The sequence below is a fragment of the Arsenicicoccus sp. UBA7492 genome (assembly GCF_002479615.1).
Classification (GTDB): Bacteria; Actinomycetota; Actinomycetes; order Actinomycetales; family Dermatophilaceae; genus Arsenicicoccus; species Arsenicicoccus bolidensis.
The window spans coordinates 14,196-31,346 of sequence record NZ_DLOE01000021.1 but is presented as its reverse complement, the minus strand read 5'-3'; the positions used below and the strand labels follow the sequence as shown (position 1 = coordinate 31,346).

The following is a 17,151-nucleotide window of genomic DNA, read 5'->3' as shown; positions in this document are numbered from 1 at the left end:
ATGGCCAAGCCCACCGTCGCCGACCAGCTCGTCGCTCACCTGAAGTCCCTTGGGGTGCAACGCATCTACGGGCTCGTGGGGGACAGCCTCAACCCCGTCACCGACGCCATCCGCCGGGATGGTGAGATCTCGTTCTTCGCGGTCCACAACGAGGAGGCCGCCGCCTTCGCCGCCGCCGCCGAGTCCCGCCTCACCGGCCGGCTCGCCGTCTGCGCGGCGTCCTGCGGCCCCGGCAACACCCACCTCGTCCAGGGCCTCTACGACGCCAACCGCGGCGGCGCCAAGGTCCTGGCCATCGCGAGCCACATCCCGTCGCCGCAGATCGGCACCTACTTCTTCCAGGCGACCCACCCCGAGCAGCTGTTCGCGGAGTGCAGCCACTACGCCGAGGTCGCCAACAGCCCTCGCCAGGCCGCCCGGATCCTGCACATCGCCACCCAGACCGCCATCGCCCGCAGCGGCGTCTCGGTCCTGGTCCTGCCGGGCGACGTCGCCGAGGAGCCTGCTGTCGAGGCCCCCGCCCTCGGTCACACCTCGGAGCGTCCGCCGCGCCACGTCCCGGACCCTGCGGTGGTCACGGACCTGGCTCGCCTGCTCGACCGGGCCAAGAAGCCCATGCTCTTCGTCGGGGCCGGGGTGCGCGGCGCCCACGACCAGGTCATGGCGCTGGCCGACGCGCTGAAGGCACCCGTCGGCCACGCCCTCGGCGGCAAGGAGTGGATCCAGTTCGACAACCCCTACGACGTCGGCATGAGCGGGTTGCTCGGCTACGGCGCGTGCGCCGAGGCGATGGACCAGGCCGACCTCGTCCTGCTCCTTGGCACCGACTTCCCCTACGACCAGTTCCTGCCGCAGGACACGGTGATCGTGCAGGTCGACCGGTATGGCGAGCGCCTGGGGCGTCGCGCCACGCTGTCCCTGGCGGTCGAGGGGGACGTGGACGCGACCATCGAGGCCCTGCTGCCGATGCTCGGGCGCGAGCGGGACGGGCGCTTCCTGCAGCGGATGCTCAAGGAGCACGCCTCGACGCTCGACAAGGTGGTCAAGGCCTACACGCGCGACGTGGACACGATGGTCCCGATCCACCCGGAGTACCTCGCCTCGATCCTGGACGACCTGGCCTCCGACGACGCCGTGTTCACCGTCGACACCGGCATGTGCAACGTGTGGGCGGCGCGCTACCTGACGCCCAACGGGCGCCGCCGGGTCCTCGGCTCCTGGCACCACGGCACGATGGCCAACGCCCTGCCGCACGCGATCGGCGCTGCCGCGAGCCAGCCCGGGCGCCAGGTGATCTCGATGTCCGGCGACGGCGGGCTGTCGATGCTGATGGGGAGCTGGTGACCGTCGCCGAGCACCAGCTGGACGTCAAGATCGTGGTGTTCAACAACTCCACGCTCGGCATGGTCAAGCTCGAGATGCTCGTGGACGGCCTCCCGGACTACGGCACGGACCGCGCGCACGTGGACTACGCCGCCATCGCCCAGGGCTGCGGCATCACGAGTATCCGCATCACCGACCCCAAGGACGTCCGCGAGGGTCTGAGCCGGGCTCTTGCCACGCCCGGACCCGTGCTCGTCGACGTCGTGACCGACCCCAACGCGCTGTCGATCCCGCCCGAGATCACCCTCGAGCAGGTGACGGGCTTCGCGTCCGCAGCCACCAAGACCGTGCTCGACGGCGGCGTCGGCAAGATGGTGGACATGGCCCGGGCCAACCTGCGCAACATCCCGCGCTGACCCGCTGCAGCCGCGGGAGCCGGGGCGGCTCAGCCCTTGAGCCGCAGCATGCCCTCCTGGGCCACCGTGGCGGCGAGCGAGCCGCCGGGCGTGAACATCCGGCCCATCCCGAGACCGCGACCACCCTGCGCGCTGGGGGAGTACTGCGTGTAGAGCATCCACTCGTCCGCCCGAGCCGGCCGGTGGAACCACATGGCGTGGTCAAGGCTGGCGGCCCGCAGCCGCCGGTCGATCCACGCGATCCCGTGGCGCCGGATGATGGGCTCGAGCAGGGCGTAGTCGCTGGCGTAGGCCATCACGGCCGCGTGCACCAGCGGGTCGTCGGGCAGCGTGCCGACGGCGCGCAGCCACAGCTCCTGGTGGGCCACCTGCTCGGCGGCCGGCTCGGACCAGAGGTCCTCGCGCACGTGCCGCAGGTCGATCGGCCGGCTGTGGGCCAGGTGCTTGGCCGCGGGATGGTCGACGTGGCCGTACTTGTCGGCGACGCTCGGGAGCGTCTCCGGACCAGGCACGTCGGGCATCGCGTCCTGGTGGTCCAGCCCGCCCGCGGGCTCCTGGAAGGACGCCGTCATCGACAGGATGACCTGGCCCTCCTGCATGGCGTGCACGCGGCGGGTCGAGAAGGACCGACCGTCTCGGATGCGCTCCACGGAGAACCTGATCGGCCTGGCGACGTCCCCGGGCCGCACGAAGTAGGCGTGGAGCGAGTGGATCGGGCGGGGCACCCCGCCTGCTACGGCGCCCACGGTGCGCCCGGCGGCAATGATCGCCTGAGCGAGCACCTGCCCTCCGAAGACGCGGCGGTGGGGCTGCCACTGGCTCTTGCCCTCATAGATCTCGCGGTCGGGGTCGCCCAGGATCTGCTCGGTGAGGAAGGACTCGGGGCCGGCGTCGGTGCGGGCGCTCACGGTCATGCGCGCGGTCCCGAGGTGGTCCAGGTCGAGGATCTCGAGGAGCTCGGCGAAGGGGTCCGGCTGTGGTGGCGTCACCTGCAGCACGATAGCCGCCGCAGGGCCATCCAGATGACGTCCAGGGGACGTTTGTGGCGAGCCCCTCCAGGGTGCCTCGCCGTTGGCCTACGGTGAGCGCGCCGGACGACAGCCGTCTCCGGCCTCGACACCGTCGTCACCGTCACCTGGGGGATCATCATGTCCGCGCTCACCCGTCGCCTCGCCGCCGCCACGACCGCCCTCGCCGCGGTCGGCGCCGTCTCGGTCGCCACCCTGCCCGCCGCCGACGCGGCCACGTCCTGCCGTGTCCGCTGGGGCTCCCAGGACAAGGGCATCAACCTGTCCAGCCCGGTCACCGGCACACCCGCCGTCGACCTCCGCACCGGGCACCACGCGTGCTACGACCGCGTGGTCTTCGAGCTCAAGGGCCGCACGGGAGCCACCGTCGCGGGCTACGTCGGCACCGCCCGGTCGCCGCAGGTTATCGCCGTGGGCTCGCGCACCAACCTGGTGCCCGTGGGGGTCAAGCCCGGCCAGGCGCTGCCGACGAGCTTCTCCACCGTCCGGGGCGTCGTCTATGCCGGCAAGGTGGACGGTGTCGAGGCCGTCGGCATCGTGACCCGGGCTCGCCTGCCCTACCGCGTCTTCGTCGTCAAGGGCCCGGGCGCCAACAACCGGGTCGTCGTGGACGTCGCGCACCGCTGGTGACCCGGCCGCCCTGGCCGGCTCACCCCGAGACGGCCAGGGCGAACGGCAGCACGCTCGTGGCGCCCGCCTCACGCAGGGCCCGCCCCGCCACGGTCATGGTCCAGCGGGAGTCGACCAGGTCGTCGACGAGCAGGACTGCCCCGGGGCTCAGCTCGAGCTGGTCGCGGACCATCGCTCCGGCCTGCACCCGGTCCCACACGCCCGCGAGGCGATAGGCGCTGTTGCCTCCCCGGTCGCCGATCGGGCCGCCGTCGACGAGCTCCATCGGTCCGAGGTCGACCATCCGCCCCATCGACGCGAGCCCTCGGGCGAGGGACTCGACGAGCTGTGGTCGTGATCGCGAGGGGATCCACGTCACCGCGAACGGCCGCTCGGCCCAGCCCCAGTCGCGCAGCACCGGCACGCACCCCCGCAGGAGCGCCTCGTCGACCGGAGCGTCCGGGGCCGCGAGCAGCGTGCGCACGCGCTGCCCCCACCCCAGGTCCGTGAGCCGTGCCAGCGCCCGGCCGGGCTCCACCTGCTCGGCGGGCGCGATCCGTCCCTTGACCTCGACGCCCAGGCGCGGCATCCAGCTCGGCCACTGGGCGCGGGGCTCCACGAGCACCCCCGGCCGGTCGAGCCGGGTGCGGGCCTCGACGACGGCGCCCTCGGGCACCCCCTCGGGATACCACGGCCCCGCGCAGACGTCGCACCGGCCGCACGGCGCGGCCGTGGGGTCGTCGAGCACGCGCTGGAGGAAGGCCATGCGGCACTCCTCGCCGCGCTGGTAGGCGAGCATCAGGTCCTGCTCGCGCTCGCGGGCCTCGGCGACGCGTGCGTAGCGCTCCGCGTCGTAGGTCCACGGCGCCCCGGTGGCCGTCCAGCCACCCTGGACCCGGCGGACCGCGCCGTCGACGTCGAGGACCTTGAGCAGCAGCTCGAGCCGGGTGCGGCGGACGTCGACCACCGTCTCGAGGGCGGCCGTCGACATCGGACGGTCCGAGGCGGACAACGCCGCGATCACGGCGTCGGCCTGCTCGGGCCGGGGCATTGAGGCGCTCGCGAAGTAGGACCAGATGTCGCGGTCGGAGGCGGACGGCAGCAGCAGGACGTCGGCGCGTGCGACACCGCGACCGGCGCGGCCGACCTGCTGGTAGTAGGCGACGGGCGAGCTGGGGGAGCCCAGGTGCACCACGAACCCGAGGTCTGGCTTGTCGAAGCCCATGCCGAGCGCGCTGGTGGCGACCAGCGCCTTGACCTGGTTGGCGCGCAGCATCCCCTCGAGCTGCTCGCGGTCGGCGGGGTCGGTGCGCCCGGTGTAGGCCCGGACCTCGTGCCCGGCCTGGCGCAGCGCCTCGGCCACGTCCTCGGCGGCCGAGACGGTCAGGGCATAGACGATGCCGCTGCCCGGGAGCTCGGCGAGGTGCGCGGTGAGCCACCCGAGCTGCTGCTCGGCCGAGCCCAGGCGCAGCACCCCGAGCCGCAGCGAGTCGCGGGCCAGCGAGCCGCGCACGGTCAGGACCTCGTGGCCACCCACCTCGAGCTGCTCGGCCACGTCGGACACCACGCGCGCGTTGGCCGTGGCGGTGGTCGCCAGCACCGGCACGTCGGTGGGCAGCTCGGTGAGCAGGTCCTTGATGCGGCGGTAGTCCGGGCGGAAGTCGTGACCCCAGTCGCTGACGCAGTGCGCCTCGTCGACGACCAGGAGGCCGCACCGGGCGGCCAGCCCGGGGAGCTGCTCGTCCCGGAAGCGAGGGTTGTTGAGCCGCTCCGGGCTCACCAGCAGCACGTCGACCTCGTCCGCCGCCAGGGCCGCGGCGACCTCGCCCCAGGTGTCGGCGTTGGCCGAGTTCATGGTCACCGCCCGCACGCCGGCGCGCTGGGCCGCCGCGATCTGGTCGCGCATGAGTGCCAGCAGCGGCGACACGATGATCGTCGGCCCCGCCCCCGCCGCGCGCCGCAGCGACGTCGCCACGAAGTACACCGCCGACTTGCCCCAGCCCGTGCGCTGCACCACGAGCACGCGCTGGCGCGCCGACACCAGCGCCGCCACCGCCTCGAGCTGGCCGTCGCGGAAGTCCACGTCCTCGCGCCCGACCAGGCGTCGCAGCGCCGCCGTGGCGTCCCCGCGCACGGCCTCGGTGTCCACGTCGACGGCGGGCGCGCTCGGCATACGGGCCTGGTTGCTGGTCATGCCCACACGCTAGACGCCAGGGCCGACAGACCCGGCCGTGCGTGATGATGGGCCCATGCCCGACGCCCCCAGCGACCCCCGCCCGACGAGCCTCTATCGCGTCGCCGTGCCGCTCCGGTGGAGCGACATGGACGCCTACGGCCATGTCAACAACGTGGAGTACCTCCGGCTCCTGGAGGAGGCTCGCGTCGAGGCCTTCCGCGCGTGGTTCGGCAACCACGACCCGGTGCTCGGTCGCGGAGTCCTGGTGGCCCGCAGCGAGATCGAGTACCTCCGGCCGCTGGAGTTCCGGCACGCCCCGGTCGCCGTCGACATGTGGGTGACGCGGCTCGCGGGAGCGTCCTACGACCTCGGCTACGTGATGCGGGACCCCGAGAGCGTCGGGGACCAGGTCTACGCGCGGGCCGAGTCGACGATGGTGATGTACGACTTCGCCGGTGCCCGCCCCCGTCGCATGACCCCCGAGCAGCGCGAGACGCTGGGACAGTACCTCGGCGAGCCGGTCGACCTGAGGCGGCGCCGGTGACCGGCACGCTCGCCCTGGTCGACGCGGGGACCGCCTCGGACCTGCGCACCTTCGTCGCCCGGGCCGCCGCGGCGGACCGCGAGGGCGCCATGCGGCTGCAGGCCCAGGGGACCGTGCTGGCTGCGTATGCCGCGGTCCTGCCCGGGTCCGGGCTGGCGGCAGAGGGACTCGTGATGGGTCTGCGCACGATGCGTCTCGCGGAGCCCGCCGACCTCGACGTCACCGTCTCGCTGGGCTCGCTCCTGGACCGGTTCGCCCACGACCAGGGGACCCGCCTCGCGGTGCCGCCGACCGAGGTCCGCGCGCCCTGGGCCGGGCAGAGCGCCCCGCGCGCCGGCTGGGTGCCGATCGGGCGGGTGACCAGCGCCGAGCTGCACGACGCGGCGCAGGCGGGCATCGCCGACGTCGCGCGCGGAGTGGGGAGCGGCGCCGGGGCCCTCGCCGTCGCCGAGCTGCGGCACGCGGTGTGGGCCCGGCCGATGGCAGCGGCTGAGGCCGAGGGCATCCCGTCGGGGCTGGCCTTCGGGGCGCACGCCCTGGGCTTCCTCACGGGAGAGGCGGGCACGCTGCACCGCTGCGGCCGGTGGTTGCGGCTGTCCGTGCCGGTGGGTCACGTCCTCGCGCGCTGAACGTCGACCGGGCGGGCCCGCGAGCCGGCCAGGACCACCAGCGCGGCCGAGGTCGCGCAGAGCACCCAGATCAGCGTGTAGGCCGCTCCGTCCTCGCCCGGCGAGCGGTGCAGCCCGGCGAAGACGGCGCCCGTCAGCGCCACGCCGAGCGCGGAGCCGAGCGTGTCCGCGAGCTGCAGCGAGGACGAGACCTCGCCGTGCCGCTCGATGGGCGTGAGGTCGAGCCCGAGCACCGAGACCGTGGACATGGCCAGGCCCATGCCGACGCCCATGGCGCTGGCGGCGACGGGCACGAACCACTCCGACAGCCCGAGGCCGGCGATGGCGGCGAGCCCCAGCAGGCCGACGGCGAGCGACGCCCCGCCGGCGCCGAGCAGGCGGAACCTGTCGCGCACGAAGGCATCTCGTCCCTGCAGCGCCGCACCCACGGACCAGCCGAGGGAGCCGAGCGTGAGCATGACCCCGGCCACGGTGCTGCTGGTGCCGCGCTCGTTGACGAGCATCAGGGGGATGAAGGTGATGGCGCCGTTGAACGCCGCCGCCAGCAGGAAGCGCGACATGGTGACGGACGGGAGGCCCCGGGCCAGGCGGACGGTTCCCTGCGGGACGAGCCTCGGCGCGACGACGGCCACGACGACCAGACCGGCCGCCGCGAGGGCGACGGGGAGGAGCTGGAAGGGCTCGACGTGCTGCGAGCCCCACTGCAGGACACCGGCGGCCACGGCGACCAGGGCTCCCGCCACGGCGGCTCGCCGGTGCGTGCTGCGCTCGCGGCCCGAGCCCACGTGCCCGGGGGGCGACACCGTGGCGCGGCGCGACCAGGTGAGGACGGCGGTGACCAGGATCGGTGGCACGACGACGAGGAAGACCCAGCGCCAGGACAGCGCCTCGGTGAGCCAGGCGGCGAGCAGCGGGCCGACGATGGCGGGCAGCACCCAGGCGGCCGACACCCAGCCGAAGACCTTGGGCCGCAAGGACTCCGGGTAGGCGCGACCGATCATGACGTAGAGCGCGACGACGAGCAGGCCGCCCCCCAGCCCGGCGATCATCCGCCCGACGAGCAGGACGGCGAAGCTGCCGGCCATCCCCGCGATCAGGGAGCCGATCGCGAGCCCGGCCTGGCCCACCAGGGTGGCGGGCAGCGGCCCGCGCAGGTCGGTCCAGGTCCCCGACAGCACCGTGCCGAGCAGCTGCGCGGACAGGAACAGCGAGAAGGCCAGGCCGTAGGACCGCACCGCGTCCAGCTCGGCGGCGACCGCCGGCATCGCGGTCGTGACGGCCATCGACTCGAAGGCGACGAGGGTCACCTGGGCGATCATGACGATCGTGACCAGCCGGTATGCCGGCCCCATCGGTCCCTGCGTGGTCGGTGTCTCGGCGGGGCTCACCGCTCCACGGTAACGGGGCCACGGGGTGGTTCCTGCCACGCGCCGCGCTCGACCAGGACCGAGCGCAGGGTGTCGATGGCGTCGCTGACCAGACCGTCCACCCCGAGGTCCAGCAGCTCGTGCATCTCCTGCGCGTCGTCGATCGTCCAGACGTGGATGTGCTTGCCGCGCCGGTGGGCCGCCTCCACGAGCGCCGGGGTCACGAGCTCGACCGACCGCCCGGCGAGGGTGTAGGTGCGGGGGATCTGCAGCACCGGTGCCGGGGTGCTGAGCCACTGGGTCACCAGGCGCGGCAGGAACCGCAGGCTGGCCACCCCCGCGCCACCGGCGGCCGTCGCCAGGCGTGGCCCGAGCAGCTCGCGCACGTGGCGCAGCCGGCGCTGGGAGAAGGACCCGACGCAGACGCGATGCAGCGCGCCGGCCTGCAGCAGCACCTGCGCGGTGGGGACGACCGCGCCCGGCGACTTGATGTCGATGTTGAACCTCGCGTCCGGCAGCTCCTCGAGCAGCTCGGTGAGCAGCGGGACGGACTCGCCCGCGATCCGCGCCTGCTGCACGTAGTCCCACGGCAGGTCCGCGATCGCGCCGCGCCGGTCGGTGACCCGGTCCAGCCGCCCGTCGTGGAACGCGACGACCTGCCCGTCGAGGGTGGCGTGGACGTCCGTCTCGAGATAGCGGTAGCCCAGGTCGTAGGCGGTGCGGAAGGCCGCCAACGTGTTCTCCCGCCCGTGGTTGGGCGCGTAGGCGGCGCCACCGCGGTGGGCCAGGGCCAGCGGCCGGGGAGCGTCGAAGTACGGGAACTGCTCAGCCTTCACGGGGCCAACCTACGACGCGCGGGGCGACGACTCGGGCAGGTCACAGATCTTCGGGCCAGAACCCGAAGATCTGTGACGCACCCGACCGTTGTCAGGGGGCGTGCACCCGGCCGGCGTCAGCGGGTGCGCGCCCAGACCGTGGTGTCGGTCGGGACGAGCCCCTCGGGGGTCAGCGGGCCGCTGGCCACGACGACCTCGGTCCCGTCGGGCAGCGCGACCGGCTCCTCGCCGAGGTTGGCGAGGACCAGCAGCCGGTCCGTGCCGCGCTCGTTGACGACGGCGACCACGTCCTCGCCATACCCCTGCTGCCAGTGCAGGACGCCGACGCCGAGGTCGAGCTCGCGGCGGGTGGCGAGCAGCGCGCGATAGAGCTCGAGCGTCGAGCCCGGCTTCCCCGCCTGGAGGTTCGCCGCGAGGGCGGCATACGCGTCGGGCTGGGGGAGCCAGGTGCGCTCCGAGGGACCGAACCCGTTGCCGGGCGCACCCCCGACCCAGGGGAGGGGGATGCGGCAGCCGTCGCGACCGATCTCGGCCTCGGGGGTGCCCTTGGTGCGGTGGTGCGCGGGGTCCTCGCGCAGCTCGTCCGGCAGGGTCGTGTGGTCGGGGAGCCCGAGCTCCTCGCCCTGATAGAGGTATGCCGAACCGGGCAGCGCCAGCATGAGCGCCGTGGCAGCCCGGGCCCGCCGCAGGCCGAGGTCGGCGTCCGGCTGGGGGCAGGTCGCGTCGATACCGTTCATGCGGGGCGAGCCGACGGGATAGCCGAGCCGCGTCGCGTGCCGCACGACGTCGTGGTTGGACAGGACCCAGGTCGTGGGGGCGCCGACGCTCCGCGCCGCCTCGAGGGAGCGCGTGATGCGCTCGACGAGATCGGTTGCGCGCCAGGGGGAGTCCAGGAAGTCGAAGTTGAACGCCTGGTGCATCTCGTCTGGCCGGGTGTAGGCCACGAGCCGCTCGATCGGGGACACCCAGGCCTCGGCGCACAGGATCCGGTCGCGCTGGGGGTCGCCCTCGGGGTTGTAGGAGTCGAGGACGCGGCGCCACCCGCGGTAGATGTCGTGGACGCCGTCCTGGTCCCAGTAGGGACTGGCGTTGGTGGGGCGGGCCTCGCCGTCGCCCGAGATCATCTCGGTGTGGGCGTCCCAGTCGCGAAAGCTCGGGTCCTTGGCCAGGCCGTGCGCGACGTCCACGCGGAAGCCGTCGACGCCGCGGTCGAGCCAGAAGCGCAGGATGGCGTGGAACTCCTCGCGCACCTCGGGGTGCTCCCAGTCGAGGTCGGGCTGCTTGGAGTCGAACAGGTTGAGGTACCACTGGCCCGGCTCGCCGCCGGACTCGGTGACCCGGGTCCACGCGGAGCCGCCGAAGACCGATCGCCAGTTGGTGGGCGGCAGCTCGCCGTGCTCGCCACGGCCGTCGCGGAAGATGTAGCGGGCCCGCTCGGGGGAGCCGGGGCCCGCGGCGAGGGCGGCCTGGAACCACGCGTGCTCGTCGCTGGTGTGGTTGGGCACGAGGTCGACGACGACGCGGATGCCGAGCTCGTGGGCGCGCGCGACCAGCTGCTCGGCGTCGGCCAGCGAGCCGAACCGCGGGTCGACGTCGCGGTAGTCGCTGACGTCGTAGCCCGCGTCGGCCTGCGGGGAGGTGTAGAAGGGGGAGAGCCAGACCGCGTCGACGCCCAGGTCGTGCAGGTAGGGCAGCTTGCCGGTCACGCCGGCCAGGTCACCCATGCCGTCGCCGTCGCCGTCGGCGAAGGAGCGGGGATAGACCTGGTAGATGACGGCGTGCCGCCACCAGGCGGCGGCGTCGGTGGCTGGGATGGCGGCAGAGACGGCGGTGTCGGGGGTCACCCATCCATGCTGAGGCATCGTCGCGCCCGTGTGAAATCGACTGCAACATCTGCAAGAACTTGCACCAGCATGCCTGCCGCAGGTGCTCACCGACCGCGTCAGTCGAGGCGGTTGACCAGCGAGTGCGCCGCCCGCACGAGGTAGTCGCGCAGGAGCAGGTCGTGCGTCTCGTCCAGGTCGAGGGTGTCGACCGCGGCGAGCATGTGGTGCAGCCAGCGGTCGCGCATGTCCGGAGTGACGGCGAAGGGCACGTGCCGCATCCGCAGGCGTGGGTGGCCGCGCTGCTCGGAGTAGGTCGTGGGCCCGCCCCAGTACTGCTCGAGGAACATCCGCAGCCGGACCTCCGCCGGGCCGAGATCCTCCTCGGGATAAAGCGACCGCAGCTCGGGGTCGCCGGCCACGCCGCGATAGAACTCGCGCACCAGCTGCTCGAACGTGGCTGCGCCACCGACCTCGTCGTAGAACGTCACCGCGCCAGTCTCTCGCACGCGGTCACTTGGCGGTGCTCCCGCCGCCCCCGGGCAGCACGCCGGGACCGAAGGTCGGCATGGTCGGCAGCGAGATCCCGTTGGCGCCGAGCTGCGCCATGACCCGCGAGCGCACCTCGCGGCCGACCGGGACGTTCTCGTTGGGCGCGCACTTGACGATGATGCGGACCGTCGCGACGCCGCCCACGATCGACTCGACGCCACCCACCTCGGGCTGCTCGATGATCTTGCCGAACCAGTCCTCCTCCTTGTCCATGCCGCGGATGGCGCGGGAGATGATCGGCATGACCTTCTCCATGGACTCGGTGACGGGGACGGGGATATCGACGAGGGCGGTGGACCAGCCCTGGGAGCGGTTGGCGATGCGCAGGATCTCGCCGTTGCGGATGTACCAGATCACCCCGTTGAAGTCGCGGATCGTCGTGAGTCGCAAGGAGATGTCCTCCACCGTGCCGATGACCTCGCCGGTGTCGACCACGTCGCCGACGCCATACTGGTCCTCGATGATCATGAACATCCCCGACAGGTAGTCCTTGACCAGGCTCTGCGCGCCGAAGCCGAGCGCGACGCCGCCGACCGAGGCCGAGGCGAGCAGCGGGGCCATGTTGAAGCCCAGCTCGTCGCCGACCATCAGCGCCGCGACGAAGGCGACGGTGACCGTCGTGACCGAGCGCAGGACGGCGCCGAGCGTCCGCACCCGCTGCTCCTGGCGCGCGCTGCTGACGATGCTGGGGTCGCTGAAGATCTTGGCGGCCTTGCGCGCCTGCCGGCGGATGATCGGGAGCTCGGCGGTGTCGACCCGGGTGACGTTGACCGCAGCGGCCTCCACGCGCTCGGACCGCAGCAGGAGTCCGTTGACGAATCCGTTGATGGCGCGGTGGATCAGCCAGCGGGTCGCGATGGCCCCCAGGATGATCGCGACGATCGTGAGGGGTGCCCCCTGGGCCCAGGTCCACGCCGACTCCCAGGTCACGGCGAGCGGTTGCAGGACGGACGAGGATGTGCTGGCACTCATGCCTCCATCATGGCGGGTCGACCTTGGCGAACGCTGTCACGGCCGTGACACACTTCACCCCGTGACTGACGCACCGTCGACCGAACTGATCGATCTCGCCCGCGCCAACGGGGTGGCCACGGAGTACTGGGACTGGCAGGGAGCCCACGTGACCGTGCCCGCGAGCACCATCGTGGCCGTGCTCGCCGCTCTGGGTCAGCCCGCGGCGACGGAGGACGAGGTGCGTGACTCCCTGGCCCAGGTCCGCGACCGCGAGTGGCGTCGCCCGCTGCCGCCGGTGCTGGTCGTGACGGAGTCCGAGAGCACGACGATCCCCGTGCACCTGCCGCACGGCGAGTCCGTCACGGTCTCCGTGCAGCTCGAGGACGGATCGCGCCGCCCGCTCGACCAGGTCGACAGGTGGGTGGACCCCCGCGTCGTGGACGGCCGTCAGCTGGGGGAGGCGACCTTCGACGTCCCCGCGGGCCTGCCCCTCGGCTGGCACGAGATCAGTGCCTCGTATGCCGGGACCACGGCCACCTGCACGCTGGTCGTCACGCCGGACCGCCTCGAGGTGCCGGAGTCGCTGCGCGACCACCCTGCCTCCGGCGTCATGACCCAGCTGTACGCCATGCGCTCCAGCCGGTCCTGGGGGATGGGTGACGCGGCCGACCTCGCCGAGCTCGCCGCGTGGGCCGGTCAGGAGCTCGGCTCCGACTTCGTCCTCGTCAACCCGCTGCACGCCGCCGAGCCGGTCCCGCCGGTCGAGCCCTCGCCCTACCTGCCCACCACCCGGCGGTTCATCAGCCCGCTCTACATCCGGGTCGAGGACATCCCCGAGATGGGCTACCTCACGGCGCAGGACCGGGCTCTGCTGCAGTGGCAGGCCGACGACGCGCTGCGCCTCAACGCCGAGGACGTCATCGACCGCGACGCCTCCTGGCGCCTCAAGGACGCCGCCCTGCGGCTCGTCCACAAGCAGCCGCGCTCGCCCCGCCGGGAGCGGGACTACCGCGCCTTCTGCCAGCGGGAGGGGCAGGGCCTGGTGGACTTCGCGACGTGGTGCGCGTTCACCGCGGCATACGGCGAGGACGAGGCCGAGTGGCCCGAGGAGCTGCAGGACTCCGCCGGCCCGGCCGTCGCCGAGCGTCGCGAGGAGCTGGCCGCGGACGTCGACTACTACTGCTGGCTGCAGTGGGTCGTCGAGGACCAGCTGGAGCAGGCCCAGCGGGTCGCCCACGAGTCGGGCATGCGCCTCGGCCTGATCCACGACCTGGCCGTCGGCGTCCACCCGAGCGGGGCCGACGCGTGGGGGCTGCGCGACGCGCTGGCCCGCGGCGTCACCGTGGGGGCGCCGGCCGACCAGTACAACCAGCTGGGCCAGGACTGGAGCCAGCCGCCGTGGCGGCCCGACCAGCTCGCCGAGCTGGGCTACGCGCCCTACCGCGACATGCTCCGGACCGTGCTGCGCTCGGCCGGCGGCCTGCGCGTCGACCACATCATCGGGCTCTTCCGGCTCTGGTGGATCCCGCAGGGCTGCAAGCCCTTCGAGGGCACCTACGTGCGCTACGACCACGAGGCGTTCATCGGCATCCTGGCGCTGGAGGCCCACCGCGCGGGCGCCGTCGTCATCGGCGAGGACCTCGGCACCGTCGAGTCGTGGGTGCGCGACTACCTCGCGGACCGCGGCGTCATGGGCACCTCGATCCTGTGGTTCGAGCGCGACTACGAGCACGGCGGGGAGCCGATCCAGCCCGAGCAGTACCGCCGCCTGTGCCTCGCCACCGTCACCACCCACGACCTGCCCCCGACCGCGGGCTACCTCCAGCAGGTGCACATCGACCTGCGCCACGAGCTGGGCCTGCTGACCCGCTCGATCGAGGAGGAGCGCGCGAGCGAGGTCCACGAGCAGGAGGGGATCAAGGCGCTGCTGCGCTCGCGCGGCCTGCTGCGCGAGGACGCGAGCGACGAGGACACGATCGAGGCGCTGCACAAGCTCCTGTCGTGGACGCCGGCGCTGCTGCGCGGCATCTCGGTGTCCGACCTGGCCCAGGACAAGCGCATCATCAACCAGCCCGGCACCGACGAGGAGTACGCCAACTGGCGCATGCCCCTGGCCGGCGCCGACGGCCGGCCCGTGCTGCTCGAGGACCTGATGCGATCGCGCTGGGCCCGCCGCCTCGCCCGCACCCTCTGACCTACCTCAGGTAGTCACACCCGCCTGGGTTAGCACGCCGTCGACGGACCTACCCCCGGTAGAGGCATCGACCGGCCGTCGTTCCCCAGGCGGGTGTGACGGAGGCCGGCGGACCTGGCGCCTCACCTGCCTGCCTGGACGGCGTCCGAGACGTGGACGCTCGGATTACCTGACGTTTGCCTCTGCATAAGGTTCCCTTTGGTCTGCCCACCGTCGGGCGGGCCTCCCACCCATGCCGGCGCCGATCGCGCCCCGCCCCGGAGGACAACCATGTCTCGCACGCCCTGGATCACCCGTCGCACCGCCCTCGCCGCCACCGGCGCGGCGATGATGCTGGCGGTGTCCGCGTGCGGTTCCGGCTCCGGCTCGGACCAGGCCGCCGACAACCCCCTGGACCTGCAGCGCCCCGGCGTCCTGCACGTCGGCACGCTGACCGACGCCCCGCCCAACGTCTTCCTCAAGGACGGCCAGTTCACGGGCTTCGACAACGACCTGCTCAAGGCCGTCGCCGCCAAGCAGGGCCTCACGGTCGAGTTCGCGGGCACCGACTTCTCCGGCCTGCTCTCGCAGGTCAAGTCCGGCAAGTATGACGTCGGCTCGTCCTCGGTCACCATCACCGAGAAGCGCAAGCAGACCGTCGCCTTCACCAACGGCTACGACTTCGGCTACATCGGCCTCAACGTCCCCGCCGGGTCCACGCTCAAGAGCTTCGACCAGCTCACGGGCAAGCGCGTGGTCGTGGTCCAGGGCACGGTCCAGGACGACTACGCCACCGGCAAGAAGCTCGACCCCGTGCGCGTCCCCGACTACAACGGCGCGATGAACCAGCTCAAGGCCGGCACCGTCGACGCCTGGGTCAGCCCTGCTGAGATCGGCGAGAAGCTCGCCGGCGAGTCCGGCGGCAAGGTGCTGCTCGCCGCCAAGGAGCTGAGCCCCACCCCGATGGCCTACGCCGTCGCCCAGGACAAGACCAAGCTCAAGGACGCGCTCGACAAGGGCCTGGACGAGGTCGTCAAGGACGGGACCTGGCAGAAGCTCGTCGACCAGTACTACCCGGGCCGCAAGACCCCTGCGGACTTCACGCCGGGCAGCGGCGCCGTCAAGATCACGCGGTGACCCGGGGTGGACGTCCTCGAGACCCTCAGGGAGACCTTCTTCGACCTCGACGCGATGCGCGAGGCGCTGCCTGACCTGATCACGGTCGGCCTGCCCAACACGCTGCTCCTCGCGGTCGTGTCCGCCATCATCGGGACCATCCTCGGTATGGCGCTCGCGGTCGCCGGCCTGTCCCGGCACCGCTGGCTGCGGTGGCCGGCACGCGTGTGGACCGACATCTTCCGCGGGCTGCCTGCCGCCGTCACCATCCTGCTCATCGGCGTCGGCCTGGCCCCCGTCGGCCTGCAGATCTGGGGCAACAACCCCTACCCGCTCGGGATCCTCGCCCTGTCGCTGATCGCGTCCGCCTACATCGGCGAGATCTTCCGCTCCGGCATCCAGAGCGTCGAGGCCGGGCAGATGGAGGCCTCGCGGGCCCTCGGCTTCAGCCACAACGCCGCGATGCGGCTGGTCGTCATACCCCTCGGTGTCCGCCGCGTGCTCCCTGCCCTGGTCAACCAGTTCATCTCGTTGATCAAGGAGTCCTCCCTGGTCTACTTCCTCGGGCTCCTGGCCAGCCAGCGCGAGCTGTTCCGGATCGGGCAGGACTATGCCGCCAACACCGGCAACCAGTCCGCGCTGCTGCTCGCCGGGCTGTTCTACCTCGTGATCACGGTGCCGCTGACGCACGCCGTCAACGCCATCGACCACCGGCTGCGCCACGGTCGTCGCTCGGACGGGGAACACCCAGAGGGCTCCGACGGCTCCGACGGCTCTGGCGGTCCACGCGCTGGCGGCTCCGCCACGCCGGACGCCCCCGACGACGGCGCACTCGCCCTGACCCAGGAGGCACACTGATGACCGCCGCACCGCTGTCCGTCGAGCTGCGCGACGTGCACCTGGCCTTCGGCCGCAACCGCGTGCTGCGCGGCGTCGACCTCGAGGTCCCTGCCGGCAGCACGACCTGCGTCATCGGGCCCTCCGGGTCCGGCAAGTCGACGCTGCTGCGCGTGGTCAACCGACTGCTCGAGCCCGACCAGGGCGACGTCCTCCTCGACGGGCGCAGCATCCTGCGCGACGACCCGGACCAGCTGCGCCGGCACGTCGGCATGGTGTTCCAGCACTTCAACCTGTTCCCGCACAAGACCGTCGCCGACAACGTCGCGCTCGGGCCCCGCAAGCTGCTCGGCCTGTCCCGCGACGAGGCACGGTCCCGGGCGCTGACGCACCTGGAGTCGGTGGGGCTCGCGCACAAGGCGGACGTCCGTCCGTCGTCCCTCTCCGGCGGGCAGCAGCAGCGCGTGGCGATCGCCCGGGCGCTGGCGATGGACCCGCGGATCATGCTGTTCGACGAGGCGACGTCCGCGCTCGACCCCGAGCTGGTCAAGGGCGTGCTGGCGATCATGCGCGACCTCGGCGATTCCGGCCTGACGATGCTGGTGGTGACCCACGAGATGGGGTTCGCGCGCGAGGCGGCCGACCAGGTGGCGTTCATGGACGAGGGCGTCGTGGCCGAGCACGCGGCTCCGGACGTGATCTTCGAGCGTCCGGCCAGCGAGCGCCTGCAACGCTTCCTCTCCCGCGTCCTCTGACCTACCTCAGGTA

At 72.6% G+C, this 17,151-nt stretch carries 14 protein-coding genes and 1 pseudogene; 8 read left to right on the top strand and 7 right to left on the bottom strand.

All coding sequences use genetic code 11. The features are described from left to right. Positions 1 to 1,739, top strand: a pseudogene (locus tag B4E97_RS05150) (pyruvate dehydrogenase). Between the two features lie 29 nt (positions 1,740 to 1,768). Here the strand turns inward: B4E97_RS05150 and B4E97_RS05145 are convergent. Then, positions 1,769 to 2,734: an acyl-CoA thioesterase gene (locus tag B4E97_RS05145; protein WP_376786861.1), complete on the bottom strand. Its 966-nt coding sequence runs from the start codon at positions 2,732 to 2,734 to the stop codon at positions 1,769 to 1,771. 153 nt (positions 2,735 to 2,887) lie between these two features. Here B4E97_RS05145 and B4E97_RS05140 point away from each other — a divergent pair, with 153 nt between their 5' ends. Further along, entirely contained in the window at positions 2,888 to 3,397 is a 510-nt protein-coding gene (locus tag B4E97_RS05140) for an AMIN-like domain-containing (lipo)protein (protein ID WP_286958946.1), read from the top strand. Positions 3,398 to 3,416: 19 nt separating this feature from the next. Here the strand turns inward: B4E97_RS05140 and B4E97_RS05135 are convergent, their stop codons facing one another. Further along, on the bottom strand, positions 3,417 to 5,570 hold the full coding sequence (locus B4E97_RS05135) for a RecQ family ATP-dependent DNA helicase (protein WP_286958945.1): 2,154 nt from the start codon (positions 5,568 to 5,570) through the stop codon (positions 3,417 to 3,419). Between the two features lie 55 nt (positions 5,571 to 5,625). Here B4E97_RS05135 and B4E97_RS05130 point away from each other — a divergent pair, with 55 nt between their 5' ends. Together B4E97_RS05130 and B4E97_RS05125 are read left to right on the top strand one after the other, a co-directional pair. After that, a complete protein-coding gene (locus B4E97_RS05130) occupies positions 5,626 to 6,096 on the top strand; it encodes an acyl-CoA thioesterase (protein ID WP_019287765.1) in 471 nt (156 codons plus the stop codon). Next, on the top strand, positions 6,093 to 6,725 hold the full coding sequence (locus B4E97_RS05125) for a hypothetical protein (RefSeq protein ID WP_019287766.1): 633 nt from the start codon (positions 6,093 to 6,095) through the stop codon (positions 6,723 to 6,725). Before B4E97_RS05130 ends, B4E97_RS05125 begins: the two co-directional genes overlap by 4 nt. Here B4E97_RS05125 and B4E97_RS05120 read toward each other — a convergent pair. From B4E97_RS05120 to B4E97_RS05100, 5 genes are all read right to left on the bottom strand, one after another. Beyond that, positions 6,707 to 8,113 carry an MFS transporter gene (locus B4E97_RS05120; RefSeq protein ID WP_286958944.1) on the bottom strand — a complete coding sequence of 469 codons (1,407 nt, stop codon included), beginning with the start codon at positions 8,111 to 8,113 and terminating at the stop codon, positions 6,707 to 6,709. The genes B4E97_RS05125 and B4E97_RS05120 overlap by 19 nt on opposite strands. Continuing rightward, on the bottom strand, positions 8,110 to 8,928 hold the full coding sequence (locus B4E97_RS05115) for a glycerophosphodiester phosphodiesterase family protein (protein WP_239261664.1): 819 nt from the start codon (positions 8,926 to 8,928) through the stop codon (positions 8,110 to 8,112). Before B4E97_RS05115 ends, B4E97_RS05120 begins: the two co-directional genes overlap by 4 nt. A gap of 116 nt (positions 8,929 to 9,044) precedes the next feature. Beyond that, complete coding sequence (locus tag B4E97_RS05110; RefSeq protein ID WP_414632784.1) at positions 9,045 to 10,790, bottom strand: alpha-amylase family glycosyl hydrolase; 1,746 nt, start codon at positions 10,788 to 10,790, stop codon at positions 9,045 to 9,047. 80 nt (positions 10,791 to 10,870) lie between these two features. Next, positions 10,871 to 11,242, bottom strand: coding sequence for a globin (locus B4E97_RS05105; RefSeq protein WP_286958941.1), 372 nt, complete (start codon positions 11,240 to 11,242; stop codon positions 10,871 to 10,873). 22 nt (positions 11,243 to 11,264) lie between these two features. After that, the gene (locus B4E97_RS05100; RefSeq protein ID WP_286958940.1) at positions 11,265 to 12,275 is read right to left on the bottom strand and encodes a mechanosensitive ion channel family protein; all 1,011 of its coding nucleotides are present in this window, start codon (positions 12,273 to 12,275) and stop codon (positions 11,265 to 11,267) included. A gap of 61 nt (positions 12,276 to 12,336) precedes the next feature. On the opposite strand from B4E97_RS05100, the gene malQ reads away from it, so the two are divergent. The 4 genes from malQ (at position 12,337) to B4E97_RS05080 (ending at position 17,138) form a co-directional block, all read left to right on the top strand. Beyond that, a complete protein-coding gene (gene malQ, locus B4E97_RS05095; protein ID WP_286958938.1) occupies positions 12,337 to 14,451 on the top strand; it encodes a 4-alpha-glucanotransferase in 2,115 nt (704 codons plus the stop codon). A 270-nt stretch (positions 14,452 to 14,721) separates the two neighbouring features. Next, positions 14,722 to 15,567, top strand: a complete 846-nt coding sequence (locus B4E97_RS05090; protein WP_019287777.1) for an ABC transporter substrate-binding protein — start codon at positions 14,722 to 14,724, stop codon at positions 15,565 to 15,567. 6 nt (positions 15,568 to 15,573) lie between these two features. After that, positions 15,574 to 16,404 carry an amino acid ABC transporter permease gene (locus B4E97_RS05085; RefSeq protein ID WP_286955514.1) on the top strand — a complete coding sequence of 277 codons (831 nt, stop codon included), beginning with the start codon at positions 15,574 to 15,576 and terminating at the stop codon, positions 16,402 to 16,404. Continuing rightward, entirely contained in the window at positions 16,404 to 17,138 is a 735-nt protein-coding gene (locus B4E97_RS05080) for an amino acid ABC transporter ATP-binding protein (RefSeq protein WP_286955513.1), read from the top strand. Before B4E97_RS05085 ends, B4E97_RS05080 begins: the two co-directional genes overlap by 1 nt. Positions 17,139 to 17,151: the final 13 nt, after the last annotated feature.

Coding starts and splice junctions, on each gene's coding strand:
- B4E97_RS05100 (WP_286958940.1), bottom strand. CDS start 12,275: ATGAGTGCCAGCACATCCTCGTCCGTCCTGCAACCGCTCGCCGTGACC.
- B4E97_RS05135 (WP_286958945.1), bottom strand. CDS start 5,570: ATGACCAGCAACCAGGCCCGTATGCCGAGCGCGCCCGCCGTCGACGTG.
- B4E97_RS05140 (WP_286958946.1), top strand. CDS start 2,888: ATGTCCGCGCTCACCCGTCGCCTCGCCGCCGCCACGACCGCCCTCGCC.
- B4E97_RS05080 (WP_286955513.1), top strand. CDS start 16,404: ATGACCGCCGCACCGCTGTCCGTCGAGCTGCGCGACGTGCACCTGGCC.
- B4E97_RS05130 (WP_019287765.1), top strand. CDS start 5,626: ATGCCCGACGCCCCCAGCGACCCCCGCCCGACGAGCCTCTATCGCGTC.
- B4E97_RS05110 (WP_414632784.1), bottom strand. CDS start 10,790: ATGCCTCAGCATGGATGGGTGACCCCCGACACCGCCGTCTCTGCCGCC.
- B4E97_RS05090 (WP_019287777.1), top strand. CDS start 14,722: ATGTCTCGCACGCCCTGGATCACCCGTCGCACCGCCCTCGCCGCCACC.